The 17,708-nt window shown below is 43.5% G+C and carries 17 protein-coding genes; 14 read left to right on the forward strand and 3 right to left on the reverse strand.

Annotation, left to right across the window (positions count from 1 at the left end):
- The first annotated feature begins 281 nt into the window (after window positions 1–281).
- Entirely contained in the window at window positions 282–1,412 is a 1,131-nt protein-coding gene (locus G7Y90_RS11110) for a restriction endonuclease (RefSeq protein WP_201560207.1), read from the forward strand.
- A gap of 91 nt (window positions 1,413–1,503) precedes the next feature.
- Here the strand turns inward: G7Y90_RS11110 and ggt are convergent, their stop codons facing one another.
- A complete protein-coding gene (gene ggt / locus G7Y90_RS11115) occupies window positions 1,504–3,453 on the reverse strand; it encodes a gamma-glutamyltransferase (RefSeq protein WP_250162386.1) in 1,950 nt (649 codons plus the stop codon).
- A 281-nt stretch (window positions 3,454–3,734) separates the two neighbouring features.
- On the opposite strand from ggt, the gene G7Y90_RS11120 reads away from it, so the two are divergent.
- From G7Y90_RS11120 to G7Y90_RS11145, 6 genes are all read left to right on the forward strand, one after another.
- Window positions 3,735–4,019: a hypothetical protein gene (locus G7Y90_RS11120; protein ID WP_250162387.1), complete on the forward strand. Its 285-nt coding sequence runs from the start codon at window positions 3,735–3,737 to the stop codon at window positions 4,017–4,019.
- Between the two features lie 71 nt (window positions 4,020–4,090).
- Window positions 4,091–4,261 carry a hypothetical protein gene (locus G7Y90_RS11125; protein ID WP_250162388.1) on the forward strand — a complete coding sequence of 57 codons (171 nt, stop codon included), beginning with the start codon at window positions 4,091–4,093 and terminating at the stop codon, window positions 4,259–4,261.
- 137 nt (window positions 4,262–4,398) lie between these two features.
- Window positions 4,399–5,604, forward strand: coding sequence for a hypothetical protein (locus G7Y90_RS11130; protein ID WP_250162389.1), 1,206 nt, complete (start codon window positions 4,399–4,401; stop codon window positions 5,602–5,604).
- A gap of 43 nt (window positions 5,605–5,647) precedes the next feature.
- Entirely contained in the window at window positions 5,648–5,941 is a 294-nt protein-coding gene (locus G7Y90_RS11135; RefSeq protein ID WP_250162390.1) for a hypothetical protein, read from the forward strand.
- Entirely contained in the window at window positions 5,932–7,296 is a 1,365-nt protein-coding gene (locus G7Y90_RS11140) for a hypothetical protein (protein WP_250162391.1), read from the forward strand. The genes G7Y90_RS11135 and G7Y90_RS11140 overlap by 10 nt, the downstream gene beginning before the upstream one ends.
- Before the next feature lie 74 nt (window positions 7,297–7,370).
- On the forward strand, window positions 7,371–7,724 hold the full coding sequence (locus G7Y90_RS11145; protein ID WP_087945579.1) for a hypothetical protein: 354 nt from the start codon (window positions 7,371–7,373) through the stop codon (window positions 7,722–7,724).
- A gap of 123 nt (window positions 7,725–7,847) precedes the next feature.
- Here G7Y90_RS11145 and G7Y90_RS11150 read toward each other — a convergent pair whose 3' ends face one another.
- The gene (locus tag G7Y90_RS11150; protein ID WP_250162392.1) at window positions 7,848–8,102 is read right to left on the reverse strand and encodes a Spy/CpxP family protein refolding chaperone; all 255 of its coding nucleotides are present in this window, start codon (window positions 8,100–8,102) and stop codon (window positions 7,848–7,850) included.
- Window positions 8,078–8,383, reverse strand: coding sequence for a hypothetical protein (locus G7Y90_RS11155; protein WP_250162393.1), 306 nt, complete (start codon window positions 8,381–8,383; stop codon window positions 8,078–8,080). Before G7Y90_RS11155 ends, G7Y90_RS11150 begins: the two co-directional genes overlap by 25 nt.
- A 267-nt stretch (window positions 8,384–8,650) precedes the next feature.
- Between G7Y90_RS11155 and G7Y90_RS11160 the strand changes: the two genes are divergently transcribed.
- The 7 genes from G7Y90_RS11160 (at window position 8,651) to G7Y90_RS11190 (ending at window position 17,501) form a co-directional block, all read left to right on the forward strand.
- Window positions 8,651–9,349 carry a response regulator transcription factor gene (locus tag G7Y90_RS11160; protein ID WP_198330802.1) on the forward strand — a complete coding sequence of 233 codons (699 nt, stop codon included), beginning with the start codon at window positions 8,651–8,653 and terminating at the stop codon, window positions 9,347–9,349.
- 147 nt (window positions 9,350–9,496) lie between these two features.
- Window positions 9,497–10,702 carry a histidine kinase dimerization/phospho-acceptor domain-containing protein gene (locus G7Y90_RS11165; protein WP_250162394.1) on the forward strand — a complete coding sequence of 402 codons (1,206 nt, stop codon included), beginning with the start codon at window positions 9,497–9,499 and terminating at the stop codon, window positions 10,700–10,702.
- Window positions 10,680–11,003 carry an ATP-binding protein gene (locus G7Y90_RS11170; RefSeq protein ID WP_284143730.1) on the forward strand — a complete coding sequence of 108 codons (324 nt, stop codon included), beginning with the start codon at window positions 10,680–10,682 and terminating at the stop codon, window positions 11,001–11,003. The genes G7Y90_RS11165 and G7Y90_RS11170 overlap by 23 nt, the downstream gene beginning before the upstream one ends.
- A gap of 412 nt (window positions 11,004–11,415) precedes the next feature.
- On the forward strand, window positions 11,416–11,883 hold the full coding sequence (locus tag G7Y90_RS11175; protein WP_250162395.1) for an ESPR domain-containing protein: 468 nt from the start codon (window positions 11,416–11,418) through the stop codon (window positions 11,881–11,883).
- Window positions 11,884–11,915: 32 nt separating this feature from the next.
- Window positions 11,916–12,344, forward strand: coding sequence for a hypothetical protein (locus G7Y90_RS11180; protein WP_250162396.1), 429 nt, complete (start codon window positions 11,916–11,918; stop codon window positions 12,342–12,344).
- Window positions 12,345–12,423: 79 nt separating this feature from the next.
- Entirely contained in the window at window positions 12,424–16,872 is a 4,449-nt protein-coding gene (locus G7Y90_RS11185) for a beta strand repeat-containing protein (protein WP_284143871.1), read from the forward strand.
- Window positions 16,869–17,501, forward strand: coding sequence for a YadA family autotransporter adhesin (locus G7Y90_RS11190; RefSeq protein WP_250162398.1), 633 nt, complete (start codon window positions 16,869–16,871; stop codon window positions 17,499–17,501). Before G7Y90_RS11185 ends, G7Y90_RS11190 begins: the two co-directional genes overlap by 4 nt.
- Window positions 17,502–17,708: the final 207 nt, after the last annotated feature.

Raw genomic sequence — 17,708 nt, forward strand, 5'->3', positions numbered from 1 at the left:
ATGGATGTTCAAAGGTAAATAAGACCTCGATAGCCATGTTGATACGTTTTAAATGGGGTCGTCAATAATAGCATTATTTGCCGTAGACAGCCACTGATTCAAAGGGTTTAATCTGAGTGAGAGGATTTGTTTTTCTCATTTATAAAGGTGAAATTTTGCTGTGTTTTGTCTCAATAGTTGGTAGCATAAACATTTGTCCTTAAGTTGTTGCGAAACAAAGCCTATTTGACGCCTTATTTCACACAATAATATTCATGTAATCAAACAAAGACGATAATATTATGAGTAACATTACGAAGCTGCCCGCATTTGGTTACATGTTAAATGCGGGTATACAAACCATAAAAAATTTGAGTACGCGGAATACCGTTGGTCGCACGGTATTTTATAGAGAGTTTGAAAAGTTAGCACAAATTGTCAATGATCATAAAGAAATCAATTACATGAGTAATTATGATATACGCCATGAGTGTCATAACGGCTCACCTTGTTATGATGACATCGTTGATCTAATTTTGTTGTGCTTGTCCGCGATGGGGCTGGTCAAAGAAGACAAGTTCAGCTTGGTACCCAATTTAAATCAGAATTTTGCTAATTTTATTACTTTTGATGAAAAAGTAACGCCTAAAAACATCATACGTTTAGACCCGTTTGGCAAAGTCTATTTTTGGTTAGCAGGAAGCAATTTTACTCAATACATTAACGAAGGCATTCCAAATAGTGATTATATTGCTAACTTGACCCGTTTTGATAATAAAGCCTTTGCTGATCTGCAAAAAGTCAATATTGCGGCTTATGGTAAAAATGGCGATGCACTTATTAATCATTTGATAGAAGAAACTCAGCGCCGAACGTCTATGTTTATGAACAATTATGCAGATGCTACTGTGGGCAATGATTTTGTCAAGGTAACGCCTGATATGATTATGGCGCAGCTTGAAAGCTTGTCACCTTTGCAGTTTGAGTGGTTTTGTCTAAAAATGATTGAACGATCTTTAGAGATTGAAAGTCCTGAGAGTAATTTGACCTCGCGTCATACTGGACGCTCGAATGACAATGGCATTGACGGGCTGATTATTCAGGATTTCCCAGATGGTGAGGTGCATAACTATTATATTCAAGCCAAACTATATAGTGCTGGGAATAATATATCTAATGGCGATTTGAGAAACTTCATAGGTGCTTATCCACCACAAAAAACCAATCATCATGGCTTGTTTATTACTACGACAAGCTTTACCAAGCCTGCGCAGGAATATGCCAATGCAACGGATTCGCACAGTTTGATACTCATCGATCAAATGAATCTCATAGAGCTTATGATGCAACATAAGGTGGGTCTAAAAGAGGTCAATGCCAGACCGAAATTATTATTAGACAATGACTTCTTTAACAAGATCAAGTTGTATTGATAGTATCTTTCAATACTTTTCATATCTATTAAAAAAACGCTCTTTATTATGATAGAGATTTTTTATTTATACATATCAAGTAAAAGTTAAATCAGTATCCAACCACCGCCGCATCGACGATACGTGGGTCTGACGAGCCGTAGTAGACACCATTTGGCGTGATCATAATCGACTGGGTTGAGCCCATGGCTGATTTTGGACTGACCGTATGACCCATTGATTCAAGCTTTTTAACCGTATCAATATTCAGTGCTTTTTCGACCCGAATCTCATCAGGCAGCCATTGGTCATGGATACGCGGTGCGTGAGTGGCCTCAGCGATATTCATATCATGATCGATGACGTTCGAGATTATTTGGGTGACAGTGGTAATGATGCGGCTACCACCAGGGCTACCCGTGACGATATATGGTTTACTGTCTTTAAAAACCAGTGTCGGACTCATAGAAGATAATGGGCGTTTATTGGCTTCAACGGCATTGGCATCACCGCCGATTAAGCCATAACCATTTGGCACACCCGGTTTGGCAGAAAAATCATCCATTTCATTATTGAGCAATATCCCCGTACCTTCAGCGACAAGACCTGTGCCATAAGAAAAGTTCAGCGTATAAGTATTGGCTATCGCATTGCCCTCTTTATCGACAACAGAGAAATGCGTGGTCTGATCACTCTCATAGGGTAGAGGGTTGTTGGCTTTGATGGTAGACGCTGGCGTGGCTTTGTCTGGATTGATTAAGGTGCGCAGTTTATCCGCATAAGCCTGAGAAGCTAAACCGCTGGCAGGCACATCGATAAAGTCAGAATCACCTAAATACTCTGAGCGATCCGCATAAGCCAACTGCATTGCTTCAGCCATTAAATGAATGGTTTGCGCACTGTTTTGCCCATAGTCTTTTAGCGGATAACCTTCCAAAATGTTTAAAATTTGCACAATATGAATACCACCAGAAGACGGCGGTGGCATCGAGACAATCTCATAACCACGATAATCGCCTTTGACTGGCTCGCGGGCTATGGCTTCATAGTTGGCTAAATCCTGTAAGCTCATGCTACCGCCAGCCTCATTGACCGCTTTGACCAACTTACTTGCGGTTTCTCCTTTATAGAATCCATCGGCGCCTTTTGCGGCAATCAGCTTAAGCGATTTTGCCAATTCAGGCTGTTTTAAGCGCTCACCGGGTTGATAGGCGCTGCCATCATGTTTAAAGAATACCTTTTTGGTGCTTGGCCATTTTTGCATGCGATCGCTTAATGCTGTGAGTGACTCAGACAGACCTGCTGTGACTTCTATACCGTCCTCAGCCAGTGCAATCGCTGGTGCCATCACTTGTCCTCGGCTCATGGTGCCATGATCTTCTAATGCTTTAAGTAATCCTGCGACCGTTCCCGGTACGCCAACTGCTAGACCGTGATAACGAGACAAGTCGCTGACCGCATTGCCATCCTCATCGAGATACATATCACGCGAGGCGCTACTCGGTGCTTTTTCACGGTAATCGAGTGCCACCGTTTTGCCTTGCTTGGCATCATAAATCATCATAAATCCACCACCGCCAATGTTGCCTGCGCGCGGCAAAGTTACTGCTAAGGCAAAGCCAACGGCGACTCCAGCATCAACCGCATTACCACCGTCTTTTAAAATCTTGAGTCCAATATCAGAGGCGAGGGCTTCTTGGGTGGCGACCATGCCGTTTTTTGCCCAAACAGGGTGGTGAATCGCATCTTCAGAATAGATGGCTTGATCGGCATTGGCATTGTTAATCGTGGAAGTGAGGGTAGTGGTTTTGGCTCTTGTCACACGCTGAGTTTCAGATATTACAGTAGGATTATCAGCCATAATCGCGAGATTGATGGCGCTAGTGTTAATCGATGTTTGGTTGATAGTAGTTGATTGATTGGTTGTCGGCTCAAGCGCGTGAGCAGATAGTGATACTAAAAATGTGCTACTGATTAACAAAATAGCCGCTTTAATATTTGCTCTACTTTGAGGATTATTGTCAGCAGTGCGTATGTTGTTTTTTGATATCGAGGTTGGCATTGTAAAGTCCTTTTTACTTGAGCGAGAAAGCCATAGTGAGAAAGTTGTTTTGTAAAAAAAATCTAAGTATTTTCTTAATAAATAGGTTCTAATTTTACTAAATTGTAACGCATTGTGATATAAATAACGGTACTAATGTACTAATTATAGACTGGCTATTTATACAAAGAGATTACTATGTCATCAAATCATATTAATAATCATAATCGACAGCGCTACTCTGAGATGACGAGTCATCATTCGTCTATCAATATAACGACCATGTATCTCAGGTAGGTAAATTGACGTCTATCGCCTTGCTGGTTGGCACTACGTCTCTGGCTCTTTTGGGCTGTCAATCAAGCCCAGCGGTATCGTCGACTGCGGCATCAAAAAGTATGATTGATTTTAGTACCGCCGATAGTGCACAGAGCCAAGCACAAGGACGCGCATTTAATGCCAGCCTCACAGCAAAATCTGAGCGTTATCAGCAATTATTGACCAAGAAAAATATCCCAATACTGACAATCAAGCAAAGTCACATTTACTGGCAGCTATTCGTCAGCATCTGGCAACAGAACACGTAGCAGTCTCGCAAGCCAATTATCAAGCCGTTCCTTTTATTGCTCCAGACAGCATTGATGCAGGCTCTAGTAGCTTGCTTAGAACAATTATAGAAGCCTATGCTTATAAGCCTGACGGTGACTATGATGAAAGTGATTATGAGGACAGGCAAACTGAGGCTATGGCAGAGTTAGCAGCGGTAAGTGCAGAGTCGAATAAATGCAATGACAATGAGGACGATGACGCTTATGAAGTCTGTGTGTAGAGGATGTTAACTATGACGAAAACGGTTATAGTCGCAGTGACTATCAATCAGAGAGTTACGGCGAAGGGAACTATGACACCGATGATTATGAATCAGACAGTGCTTTTTCAAAGTTATCAAAATTAAACCCAAAAAGCATGATAGAGCAGTATGAAGCCATACAAACGGCTAAACAACAACCAGAGGATGTAGAACAAGGTAGCCAATCAGCAACATCTACGGGCGTCATTGGTCAAATGCTGAGTATGTTCCATCGCACGCCTGAACAGATAGCCGCGTCAAATGCTTATCAATATCAAAATTTAACGTTCAATAGTGTCAGTCAGTACAAACCCAAACAGCGACAACTGCAAAGCGTCTATAGCTATGATTATGTGACACCAACGATTAGCTCATCTATACAGATACCGCTAGCGTTCGATTTTAACCATAGTACAGTTACGGTAGACCCATCAGCAATCATGCCTATTGTGGCATTGGTTAATCCTGAAAACACCCCTTTACCTAACCAAATGACCTCACATACTGTTAGTTTTGGGTTGCCTGAGAGTATTACCGCGCAGCTGCCGCCAGCAGTGCTTTACGATGCCGCCATTGCTGCCGTACAGAGCAGCATGGCAGAGCTAGCGTCTGAGCACTTTAGCGCGGTAGATATTCGCAGTGATGCTTTTGCTAAAGAAGTCGGTGCGAGCCGAGCGGTAAAAGTCTATTTCGGCAGCAAGCAAAGCGGTGAGATGATTGGCAAAACCCTAAAATACATGACAAATTCGCTACAGGATTATGTCGATGCCAATCCACAGAAATATCCTGATGGCGCTATGCTAAAAACCGCGCTTGCGAAAGTGCAGCTATACAATAAAGGCTACCAAAGTGCGGATGTAGGTTCGCTTTTGCAGCTAATTGAAGCCATAGGTCCAATCTCTTTTAATCAGATAAATTACTATTATTTAGATAGCGCCGATCGCCTGCTTGCTAAGCAGCAGCGGGTAAATATCGGTGGTGACTTGATGGGTTCGACAACCAGCGTGCTGAATCAAGTACGCTATGATAAAAGCAGTTTTAGTAAACATGCACTAACGCCTTTATTGGCTGAGTCTTTTGGCGCAAATGCTAAAACTGCTATCGATGGCAATGCATGGATGGCAGAGCAGCGTCAACAAAAAGACAGACTGCAAACGGCACGTGATGCCCGCTATGACTATAGTGGGAGCAGGGATGATGACTATGGTAGCGATTATGCAGATGGTGATAGCGGCTATGATGCAGCAGAATATGACAGTGCTGATAGTCAAGATGACACTGGTATTGAAGACGATGCTGACAACAGGGTAGATGATCAATAACGCTATCTTGTCATGTTCAAGCCCATATTTATTAAGGATAAAAATGAAAAAATCACATCAAATCATTGCAAGTCGTCTTTCGTCAGCGAGCCTTGCGTCAGTTCTTAATGGCAATCGCCTATTTGCTGGTGCATTGGTAACAGGGGCACTATTATTAACGGGCTGCCAATCTACCAGTCTTGACCAATCTAATGCTATGACTGCCAAGCAAACGCCAGTGGCAGCAAAGACAGCGTTGGCGACTGCGTTACAGAAACAGCGCCGACAGTCTTTTAGTTACCATAGCAATCTGGAGATCAGTAACGAGCAGCAGTTTAGCGATAAAATATGGAAATAGATGCCAAAGCGCCAGTCGCCTCAGTTTATATCGATGAATACTGCGAAGACACACACGATCAAGCGTATGCCACCTTAATTACCCAAGCAGAAGCGCAAAATAAAGATATTTTGGCGGCAGATTATGATGCTCAGCGAACGGTGCTCAAAGACACTTATCTTGAGTGTACGGATGCCTATGAGGCATGGGTAGAGAGTAAATATGATAGTGAAATCAATGTGCCAGCGTTTTACCAACAGTTATTTGACAATTACGACGACCGATCGACAGCGCAAGATATCAAAAAAGCAAAGTTGCTAGATGCTTATGTGCTAAAGCCGCTGTCTATCAATGCGCAAGGTGTTTATCAGCCAATGGTTGGCAAGGCGACGATGCTGGCGAGCGTGCAGTATCAAGCACGCAACCATCAAAGCAGTGTTAATCAGCCAATTTATCTGGATTTGAAAAACGGTAATATTTATCTATGGGCAGATAATTTTGCGATGTTTAATTCAGAACTGTTAGATGACAAGCTCGGCATAAAGTGGCGCAATAAGTGGTTAAAGTTGGCCATTGATGACGGCACCTTACCCAAAGGCTTTGGTAGTGAGTTGATAAAAAGCCACTTTGCAGCCTTAGACGCCACATTTGATGCCGCACCGATTAGCCAGTTTGATTATGTCGCCCCTAATACGCTAGCCTCGCTCTCTCCCAAGCTGCCCGCGCATCAGCTACCAGCAATGCTGGCAAGTAACCAAGTTATTCGCCGTGTACAAAGCGCTGAGAGTTATGAGCAGTTTTATCAAGATTATATGCGCATCGTCTACGAGCGGATGAGTCAGCGATATCCAGAACTGGTCAAAGAAAGCGCGGCTGACGAGGCAAGCGACACAAATGCTAGGAAATTTACCAGTAAAGCGTTGGCGCAGCAAATATTGGCAATGATAAAAAGTGACATAGATAGTGATGTGGATAGTGGCAGTGAGACAATAGAGGAAACAATGGCAGAGGCAAAAGAAAAGACGGCAGAAAGTGCAATGCTATCAAATGCAGAGACGCAAGAGTTGTATGGATTTGATAAGCGTGGTCAGCTCAAATGGCAGCATCTGCGCAGTGAGCTTCCGAGTGAAACTACTTCTAATAATATGGTCATAGATGTTTTGCAGCAGTATTCCGCTGTAAGCGCCAAAAACATGGCATTTCCCAATTTACCAAGTGATGTACAAGTGCCTAATGCCAGTAATAGTATTGATGTGCGCGAGTATGGCAGCGAGTTGATGCAGTATTATCGTGATGGCAATGGTACTGCGATGGGCAAAAGATGTTTAGTGTCATGCCAATGGCTAAAGAGAAGTTGGGTTCGGTTATTAGAGTAATGTTTTTATGTTTTAAATTGCTATGTTCTGAAACTTCAAAAATTGAATGATATTGATATTAAAAAAGGAAGGTTATGAAAAAGTTTTTAGTAGGATTTATTTTCACTATAGTTGCATGTGGATCTGCCCAAGCAGGATGTATTGGTAGCTCATCTTTTTCTACATGTTCTGATGCAAGTGGAAATTCATATACAAATAACAGAGTAGGAAATACAACATATACATCTGGCTATAATAGTAGTACGGGAAGCAGTTGGAACCAAAATACTAATAGAATTGGTGATACCTCTTATACTAATGGTGCTAGTGCTGATGGGAGTTCTTGGAACAAAACTTCTCGCCAGATTGGGTCTTATACTTACCATAATGGTAGCGATAGTGATGGAAATAGTTTTAATTACTCATGCAACCAGTTTGGTTGTAATTAATTATATAAAGAAAAATTTTGAAAACTAAAAAGCGCACCGTTTATACGATGCGCTTTTTTATGTGTTAATAATCAGTCTTATAGGACATTCAGCATGAATGCAAAATAGTCTATTAATGACGAATTACATGCCTTGATGTGGTTTGCCATGCATTTTACCGTGCTCTGAGCCTTTATGACCTTTCGCCATTTTTTCAGCTTTTAATGTAGCAAGTTTTGCTCGTTGCTCAGCAGTCAATATTTGAGAGATAGCATGTTGAGTCTGTACTCGCTCAATGAAGCGTTGCTTGGTTTTAGCCGCTTGCTGATCAGCTAAGCGATTGACTGCTGCTGTATTTAGAGTGCTGGCATTGGTCAATGCTTGCATTTGTTGCTGCATTTGCGCCCGTTCCAATTTGTTTTTGTACGGTCAGCTTTACGATCGCCGTGTTGTGCTTGCATGATGGCTTTGATTTGCGCTTGTTGCGTTGCTGTTAGATCTAGTTGCGACATTGGACCTCTCATGCCGCCTTTTTTCATACCACCTTTTTTCATGCCATCTTTATGCTGCATTTTACTGGTCGTTGGTGTGGTATCAGTGGTTGCATTAACACTGGTACAAGCTGTTACGGTGAAAATGCTAGACATTGCTAATACTGAGCCCATTAATAATTTTTTCATCATCGTTACCTTAATTTATGGTGCATACGTTATTGGTTGCGAAAAAGTCAGTTTTTATCTGATCAGCTTATGAACAGTAAGTGCCCCGGATAGCCACTATCCATCACAGCTTGTTATCAGTATTTGTCGCTGATAGACGCTATATTACGACAGTTAGAGGTTACGAACATTTATGAAGTATTAAGAAAGGTAACGTTTATAGCGAATCCATAAGCAATTGACTGATAATATGGCTCATAAAGCGATCTAACGCTTAAGGAGAAAGATGTGCCACACATACTACTAGGCGATGATGACGAAGAATTGACCCAATTGTTACAAGAATACTTGCACAATCATGGGGTGACATGCGACTGCGTTCACGATGGTGAGGCTGTCATACATAAACTCAAAACTGCGAGCAATAATGTGCTTAATGGTACTGCTGCTTACGACCTGTTAGTGCTAGATATTATGATGCCAAAAATCGATGGATTGAGTGTCTTGCGTCAATTACCCAATATCAGTGATATCCCTGTCATTATGCTGACGGCAAAAGGGGAGGAGATTGATCGTATCATTGGGCTTGAACTTGGTGCTGATGATTATATTACCAAACCCTGCAATCCTAGAGAGCTGCTGGCACGTATCAATGCCGTCATCAAACGCACCAGCGCAGCGACATCAGAGCATACGCCGCTACCAGAGAGTCGTTTGCATCTGGATCAAAACCAGCGGCTTTGTCAGATAGATGGCATAGAACTACAAGTGACGGGGACAGAGTTTGATTTGTTGGTTGCGCTACTGAAACAAAAAGGCGAGGTGGTGAGCAAAGCCTGGCTGTCAGAGCATGTTTTACAACGTGAATTACAGCCGTTCGACCGTAGCCTTGATGTGCATGTCTCGCGATTGCGCAAAAAATTCCAACCTTTTCATGATGAGCCGATCAAAGCGGTTCGTGGTAAAGGCTATCAGCTGGTATTGTAATGACGGACTCATCGATGAACGCTTCCAAGAAAGCTATTAACCATAAAACGCTTAAGCAAACCCCAAAGTTTAAAGTGCGAATCACACTATTTTGGCGTTTGTTTCTAAGTCTATTATTAACAATTATAATCACCTCTATTTTCGATCATGGTGGAGCGTTGGCTGGTCGAAAAAGCACTAACGGTTCGCATGAACGTACAAACTGATAGTTTATTGATTAAGCGTCAAGAAATGGTTGAGGCATTAAGAGCGGGTGATTTAAGTACAGTTAAGCAGATGTATCGTCAGGACCGTCAACTCATGAATCAGATAAGTGTTTACGATGAAGAAGGGGCGATTATATTTCCGCGTTATCGCAATAGAGATGAGCGTAGGCAAAAAGGTATGCAGGGTAGTCGGCGTGAAGTAGGGCAACCATCAATGCAATCAATGGCAGCTCAGCCCAATGTGGACAATAACAGGATTAATAGTCACGATGATAATAATAAAATGTCGAATGATAAGTCATCATTCTTAAACCATATTCTGCAACCGATGATGCCAAATAGCGCTACGCTAGCTGATTTCGACAGTCGCCCTGAGCTGGCTGATGTGACGGTCGTCTTACCAGATGAGCAGTCTGTCATTATACAATTACGTCCGCATTTGCGTTTTGCTGATGTTATGGCGCTGCAACGTGGCAATTTTCCCATACGTTTGCTATTTATTCTCGTTTTTAGCGTCTTGGTTTGTATTTGGCTGAGCCGTACAATGACTCAGCGTATCCGCCGTGTACAAAATACCGTACACCGTCTGATTGATGGCGATTATCAGACCCACCCAGACCTATCAAAAATGGGAGATGATGAGCTTGGTTTACTCGCAAAAGACGTGGCTAAACTATCAAAACGGTTGGCTGAGAGTGAGCTGGCACGCAAACAGATGCTCAGTGATATCTCGCACGAGCTACGATCGCCACTGGCGCGTCTAGACGTTGCGACTGAGCTGACTCGCGACTTTGCACCGAATGCCAGTCGTTATCTCGACCGTATAGATAAAGAGTCGGCGCGGATGAATGAGTTGATTGAGCAAATCATTCATATTCAATCTCTACAAATGCAGCAATATACCATCGACAATATAGAAAACGAAGCGGTTGATATTTCTGACATCATTAGTGAAATTGGACAAGACGTTTGCTTTGAGTTTCAGCATAAAAATGTGCGTTGGCAATGGCAGCCGAGTCATGCATTGGTGGCAGACGCTTCATCTACCACTGATTCAACAACGCCTTGGACTGTGCTTGGCAACCAAGAACAGCTGCATAGTGCGCTTGAAAATGTCATTCGTAATGCTTTTGCATACGGCCTCTGATTCAACAGTCATTGCTGACATTAAAAAAGTGGAGATGGAAGGCAATAAGCCTGCACTTCAAATCAGCATCACAGACGAGGGTGGTGGCATCGCGGATAAGGACTTGGCGCGTATTTTTCAGCCCTTTGTACGGCTTGACTCGGCTCGCCATCGTGAAACGGGGGGGTATGGTTTGGGGCTGGCAATCGTTCATGCCGTGGTAATGGCACACAAGGGTCAGATTCATGTCTATAATCGCCAAGATGATATCCAAGGGCTGGTGATGCAAATAACATTGCCTGTTAACTCTGAAGGGGACTAAGAGCAGCATAAAGTGGCGAACACGCGCTTAAAACATCTCTAAAGTGTGTGTATAAGCGTGTGTTTTATTAAGTTTCAAAGCGGATTATTTCAAAAATGGGAGCATTCAATATAAGCAAGGAGCAAAAACATCTGTATATTCATTTTTTGTTATATAATTGGATGAGCGGTAATAAATGCCCGATGAGCGGCATTGTCTCTCTCTATATATTCGGTAATACTAATATATAGAGAGAGCGATTAGGGCTTTTCAAGATAAAAAGTGTTAGTTGTTGGTTAACAAGATAAATGATGAACAAAAAATTTAATCGTTATCCGCCGATAACGTGTTTTATTTTGTGATATCGACTCTCTGCAAGATGGATATTATCTTTGATTTTTAAATCTGACCAGTCTGTAAGGGAGTGCACACTATGAACCGCATCTATAAAGTAATATGGAATGAAGCCTTGAGCTGTTTTACCGCAGTTGGTGAATATGCAAAGGGGCGCGGCAAATCTTCCAAATCTAGCGTGAGCGCAAACGCGACCATCAATACGACTTCTAATCTTTCTTCTACCCAATTTTTCCGACTATCCACGATCGCCATAGGGATGCTGGCGGCTGGATTTACAATGTCACCGCAAGCTTTTGCGCAAGTGAATGTCGGCGGTGGTACGGGATCTGGTACGGCAATTCTTCTTGTAATACAAACAGTACTGAAGCGAATGCTGAAGGCAGCTATTCGGTTGCCATTGGCTGTGAAGCGGACGCTGGGCAAAACTTCAATCTGGTCGATAGAGGCAATCCGTCATTTACTTGGACGGGTGGTTCACAAAACAACTCTGGTAGTACCGCCATTGGCACTGGGACAGAAGCCGGTGACGTCGCTACTGCTCTAGGCACTCAAGCAAAAGCCATTGGTCGGTCATCTGTGGCAATTGGGGCGGCAGCGTATTCTAATGGGAATACCTCGTTAGCGCTTGGACGTCAATCGGCAGCGACTGCTGACTTTGCTCAGGCTATTGGTAACGTCTCCTCAGCAACGGGTCAAGGCTCTCTTGCTGTTGGTCATTCAGCACTTGCCTCAGGCAAACGTGGTATTGCGATTGGTTCAACTGATTTTGAAAATGCAGGTACAGTGGCTGATCAAGCAAATGTAGGTTATAGAGCGGATGGACAGACTCAAGCAGTTGGCAGTGATACGATTGCCTTTGGTAGTAATGCAAAAGCGACTGCTGATAACAGCCTTGCTTTTGGTGTCGGCTCTCGATCTAACGCAGTAAATGGCATCGCATTAGGTTCAAACTCTATTGCAAATCGTGCTGGTGGTGCCAGTGGTTTTGTGCCAGTAGGAGCATAGCTCAGTCATCCAAGCAACGGATAGCGTTACGCTTGGCGCGGTCTCTGTAGGAACAGGAGCAGCGGGTGGCAACCGTCAGATTGTAAACGTCGCAGCAGGTAGTAGTGACAGTGATGCTGTCAATGTGGCTCAGCTAACGGGGCTGTCGAATACTGTCGCTAATAATAAAACCAAGTATTATAGCGTGGACTCAGCTGCTGTCGGTAATGCTAATAACGACGGAGCGACAGGTTATAACGCCATGGCGCTGGGCGGAAATGCAAAAGCCACTGGTAGCCAAACCATTGCGATTGGCAGCTCAGAATTTGGGCAACAGACGATGGCAAGTGGTGAGCAATCGATTGCTATCGGTGCTAACGTCGTGTCTAGAGGGGCATCCTCGATCGCGATAGGCGGTGATGATCTAGATTTTGCATCGAGAACCAATATCGATGGTAGTCCATTGTCACCACTAAATAGTGGCACAGTTAACGATGTTTTCAAATCCTACGTAGGTAAAGATCTGGTAGAAACCAATCAATATGATGTCAATACCGAAGCTGGAGGTGCTGCCTCGATAGCCATTGGTGCAAAATCGCTGTCTAAAGGTGATCTGTCTACAGCCGTTGGTGTTCATTCCAATACCTCGGGAACGGCTTCTTCAGCGTTCGGTGTTGGCGCATCAGCGAGCAAAGATGGTTCAGTCTCTTTAGGTGCAGGCTCAACAACAGCAACAAGTGCAAGCTCTGAAAAGACGATGACAGTTGGTGGCGTGGTATATGATATCGCCGGTAATGTCATTGATGATAAGGGTATGTTACGAGAGGGTGCGCAAGTATCCGTGGGCGTAGTAGGATCTGAGCGTCAGATCAAAAACGTCGCTGGTGGAGCTGTCACTGCGGCTAGTACAGATGCCGTGAATGGTAGTCAATTATATGCGACCAATGAAGCGGTCGGAAATAATACCACGACTATTAACAAAGGCTTTGCATTAAAAGCCGCTGATGGTAATACAGTACAGAAACCATTGGGACAAGCCGTTGAGGTGGTTGGCTCTAACAGCAACATCGACACCCGAGTAAAAAATGGCAAAATCGAAGTTGAGCTCAATGACAACTTAAACCTAGGTACAACAGGCAGCGTTAGCACTGGCAACTTATTAAACGGCACAACGGTCAATGGTCTAGGTATTGTCACTGGAGGAGTACTTACTGGCGTCACTACCGTTAGTGGTACAGGTGTCACGGTAACGGGTGGAAGCATATTTAACCCTACCAATGCCACGTTAACCAGTAATGGTCTGACCATTTTAAATGGTCCAAGCATCACCAAAAGCGGGGTCAATGCGGGTAATAAGAAGGTCGTCAATGTTTCTAATGGTACGGTCAGTCTAAATAGCAAAGACGCCATCAATGGTGGTCAGTTATTTAATACCAACCAACAAGTCACGACCAATACTAACAACATCTCAACCAATACCACCAATATTGGCATCAACACTGACAATATTGCTAAAGGCATCAAGTTTAATGTGAATGATGCAAGTAGCGGTGGCACTCTCAAAAAAACTTTCGCCTTGGGTGAAGAAATTAAGTTTGATACAGACAGCAATTTAACCACCACTGGCTTATCAACGGGTGATGGAATCAAACTTGGTTTAGCCAACAACTTAACAGGTCTGGATAGTGCAAGCTTTAATAGCGGCGTTAGTATCTCATCTACTGGTATCAATGCTGGTGATAAAGTCATCTCAGGAGTGGCTAGCGGTGGCACAACAGAAACCAATGCGGCGAATATTGGTGATTTGAATAGTGCCATTACTGGTGTATCCACCTCAGGCTTTGCATTAAAAGCTGCTGATGGTAACACAGTACAGAAACCATTGGGACAAGCCGTTGAGGTGGTTGGCTCTAACAGCAACATCGACACCCGAGTAAAAAATGGCAAAATCGAAGTTGAGCTCAATGACAACTTAAACCTAGGTACAACAGGCAGCGTTAGCACTGGCAACTTATTAAACGGCACAACGGTCAATGGTCTAGGTATTGTCACTGGCGGCGTGCTTACTGGCGTCACTACCGTTAGTGGTGCAGGTGTTACAGTAACGGGTGGAAGCATATTTAACCCTACCAATGCCACGTTAACCAGCAATGGTCTGACCATTTTAAATGGTCCAAGCATCACCAAAAGCGGGGTCAATGCGGGTAATAAGAGAGTTATTAACGTTGATGATGGGGTTAACGCAAAAGATGCGGTGAATTTTAGTCAGCTAGAAACGACTAATACTAATGTCACGACCAATACTAACAACATCTCAACCAATACCACCAATATTGGTACCAACACTGACAATATTGCTAAAGGCATCAAGTTTAATGTGAATGATGCAAGCAGCGGCGGTACTCTCAAAAAAACCTTTGCCTTGGGTGAAGAAATTAAGTTTGATACAGACAGCAATTTAACCACCACTGGCTTATCAACGGGCGATGGAATTGCTCTCGGTCTGTCTCCAACTTTAACGGGCCTCACTAGTGCAGATTTTGGTGGTGTTAGTATCTCTACTACTGGTATCAATGCCAACGACACCCAGATCAAGGGAGTAAAAAGCGGTGGTAATACGGAAACCAATGCAGCAAACATCGGTGATGTACAGATGGCAGCCGCAGGAGCGAGAACCAAAGTAGTTAAAGGTACGAATGTTGCCAGTGTTGACTTTTCAAACGATAGCGATACTGGACAGGATGTCTATACTGTCAATGCCAATGGCACCAGTGTTTCTACTGCAGATGCTAATGCACTAACAGTTAGCACTAGTGTCAAAGATCCTGATACCAATATCACCGACTATCAAGTTGATCTAAGCGAAGGTAGTAAGGCAAGCTTGGTAAAAGCCGATAGTGCGATGCAAACGGTAGTGACACAAATCAATGGTGCTGATGTCAAGACTTTGGATAAAGACAATAATACAGCCAACTTTATTACTGGTGACAATATTGTCTTGACCGCTGACAATGGTGGTATCAAAGTTGCTACTGCTGCCGATTTAGTCTCAACCAGCTTGACCACAGGAACTACAGTCGTCAACGCTGATGGTGTCACATTCACGGGTGGGACTAATCAAACGGTCAGACTTAGTAATAGTGGGCTGGACAATGGTGGCAATCAAATTACTAATGTCGCTAACGGTACAATAGCCAGCGATGCCGTAAACTTTGGTCAACTACAAGCCACGACCACGACCATCGATAAAGGTTTTGATTTCGATGGTGACACGGGTACTACCGTTAATCGTCAGCTTGGTGACAAGCTGACAATCAAAGGTGGCGCGACCGTGGCAAGTGACTTGTCAAATGGCAACAACATTGGCGTCGTTGCTGACGGTACCAGCACATTGACCGTGAAACTTGCGAAAGATTTAACTGGTCTTAACAGCGCAAACTTTGGTAGCGGTGTCAGCATCTCAGCCAATGGTCTGAACAATGGTGGCAATAAAATTACTAACGTTGCAGAAGCGACCACAGGTAAGGATGCGGTAAACTTCGACCAATTGTCAGCAACCAATAGTCTCGTGGCCAAAGGCATCAAAATCGGTGATGGCAATAGTGCCAACGACCAGCAGTTTGCTTTAGGTGATACCATCAACGTCACTGGTGATAGCAACATTACGACGATGGCCTCAGCAACGGGTGTTCAGGTGAAACTGAATAACCAGTTGAATTTAGGCAATGAGGGTAGCATGCAGATTGGTAATAGCATTATGAATAGTAATGGCTTTACCTTTACTGGTAATGGTCCCGGTAGAACGGTTAGACTGAGCAGTAGTGGTCTTGACAATGGTTTTAACAGAATCACCAATGTAGCTGCTGGTATTGCAGATACAGATGCAGCGACTGTCGGACAGTTGAACGCCACGACGTTTGCCCTTGATCAAGGTTGGGGACTAACGGCTCAGGGTGATGTTGCCACTATGATCAAACAAGGCAGCGCCATCGATTTGAACAGTACAGATGGTAATATTAAAGTATCTAGATCAGCGGACAATAATGTTAGCCCTGACCTACGTGCTGCTGCACCATTGGCAGGCGTCAATGACATTAGCTTCGATTTAAATCCAGACCTGAATTTAGATAGCGTAACGACGGGTAATACCATTATGAATAACAATGGGCTGACTATTACAGGTGGACCTAGTATCACCAAAGCGGGTATCAATGCTGCTGACACTAAGATTACAAACGTTGTGAATGGCGATGTCTCTGAAGGTAGCAAAGATGCCATCAATGGTGGTCAGCTCTATGCACAAGGCAGTGGCATCAGTAGTATCATTGGCGGTGAGACAGTCTACAATCCTGTAGATGGTACCTTTACCAATAGTAAATTGGTGGTACTGGTCAAAATAGTATCGACGGTGCGATTGCTTCTATTAAGCAAGGAGAAGTCGTTATCAATGAAAACATCCAAGCCAACACTACCAATATCCAAACCAATACCACGAATATTGCCACGAATAAAACAAACATCGATACTAATACGACCAATATCAAAGTGAACAAGGATAAAATAGATGCGGGTCTCAATTTTGGTGCTGATAGCGGTGCTACCATCAACAAACCAGTAGGCGATGGCAGTGTCCTCACCTTCACAGGTGGTAATAACATCACCACAACAGCAGCAGGCAGTAGTATTAAGTTTGATCTAAACGGTAATATTAATATCGATAGCGTCAAAACTGGCAATACGACAATCAATAATAATGGTGTCAGCATTGTCGGTGGTCCTAGTATGACCGCAAGCGGTATCAATGCCGCTGGCAACAAGATCACTGATGTGGCTGATGGCATGGCACCCAGAGACGCTGTGAATATGGGTCAATTAGATGCTGTTAGTCAAAGACTTGGCAACAACATGAATGAGCTAGGTTATAAAATTGGTGAAGTCGAAGACGATGCAAATGCTGGTATCTCAGCCGCCATGGCAATGTCTTCACTACCGCAAGCTTACATCGCTGGTAAATCCTTAATCGGTGGCGGTATAGGAACGTACAATGGGGAAAGTGCAGTTGCTATTGGCTTCTCGAAGTTATCCAATGATGGTCGTTGGGTCATGAAGGTAAACGGCACCGCTGATACCCAAGGTAATGCTGGCGGCTCGATTGGTGCAGGCTTCCATTTTGATTAAAGCAATCAAGCCTACTATCAAGTAAAGTGATTTGTTAGTTATAAAAATTAGTCATAAAAAAGCAAGGCATCAGATGTCTTGCTTTTTTGTAACATGAGCATGAAGACGTTTTCAGCGTGATGATTTGGTAGTCACTATTTGGTAGTCACCAAATGACTTTTACCAATGATTTGTTTTTCTTTGGCTCAATAGCCAATCGATAAAAGC

Origin of the sequence: Psychrobacter sp. WY6, assembly GCF_018448495.1 — a bacterium.
Lineage (GTDB): Bacteria > Pseudomonadota > Gammaproteobacteria > Pseudomonadales > Moraxellaceae > Psychrobacter.

Bases quoted from the DNA above. Each gene is read 5' to 3' on its own strand.
- G7Y90_RS11135 (WP_250162390.1), top strand. From the start codon at position 5,648: ATGAAAAAATCACATCAAATCATTGCAAGTCGTCTTTCGTCAGCGAGC.
- G7Y90_RS11155 (WP_250162393.1), bottom strand. From the start codon at position 8,383: ATGAAAAAATTATTAATGGGCTCAGTATTAGCAATGTCTAGCATTTTC.
- G7Y90_RS11145 (WP_087945579.1), top strand. From the start codon at position 7,371: ATGAAAAAGTTTTTAGTAGGATTTATTTTCACTATAGTTGCATGTGGA.
- G7Y90_RS11165 (WP_250162394.1), top strand. From the start codon at position 9,497: ATGGTGGAGCGTTGGCTGGTCGAAAAAGCACTAACGGTTCGCATGAAC.
- G7Y90_RS11110 (WP_201560207.1), top strand. From the start codon at position 282: ATGAGTAACATTACGAAGCTGCCCGCATTTGGTTACATGTTAAATGCG.
- G7Y90_RS11130 (WP_250162389.1), top strand. From the start codon at position 4,399: ATGATAGAGCAGTATGAAGCCATACAAACGGCTAAACAACAACCAGAG.
- G7Y90_RS11170 (WP_284143730.1), top strand. From the start codon at position 10,680: ATGCTTTTGCATACGGCCTCTGATTCAACAGTCATTGCTGACATTAAA.
- G7Y90_RS11175 (WP_250162395.1), top strand. From the start codon at position 11,416: ATGAACCGCATCTATAAAGTAATATGGAATGAAGCCTTGAGCTGTTTT.
- ggt (WP_250162386.1), bottom strand. From the start codon at position 3,453: ATGCCAACCTCGATATCAAAAAACAACATACGCACTGCTGACAATAAT.
- G7Y90_RS11140 (WP_250162391.1), top strand. From the start codon at position 5,932: ATGGAAATAGATGCCAAAGCGCCAGTCGCCTCAGTTTATATCGATGAA.
- G7Y90_RS11150 (WP_250162392.1), bottom strand. From the start codon at position 8,102: ATGCAGCAACAAATGCAAGCATTGACCAATGCCAGCACTCTAAATACA.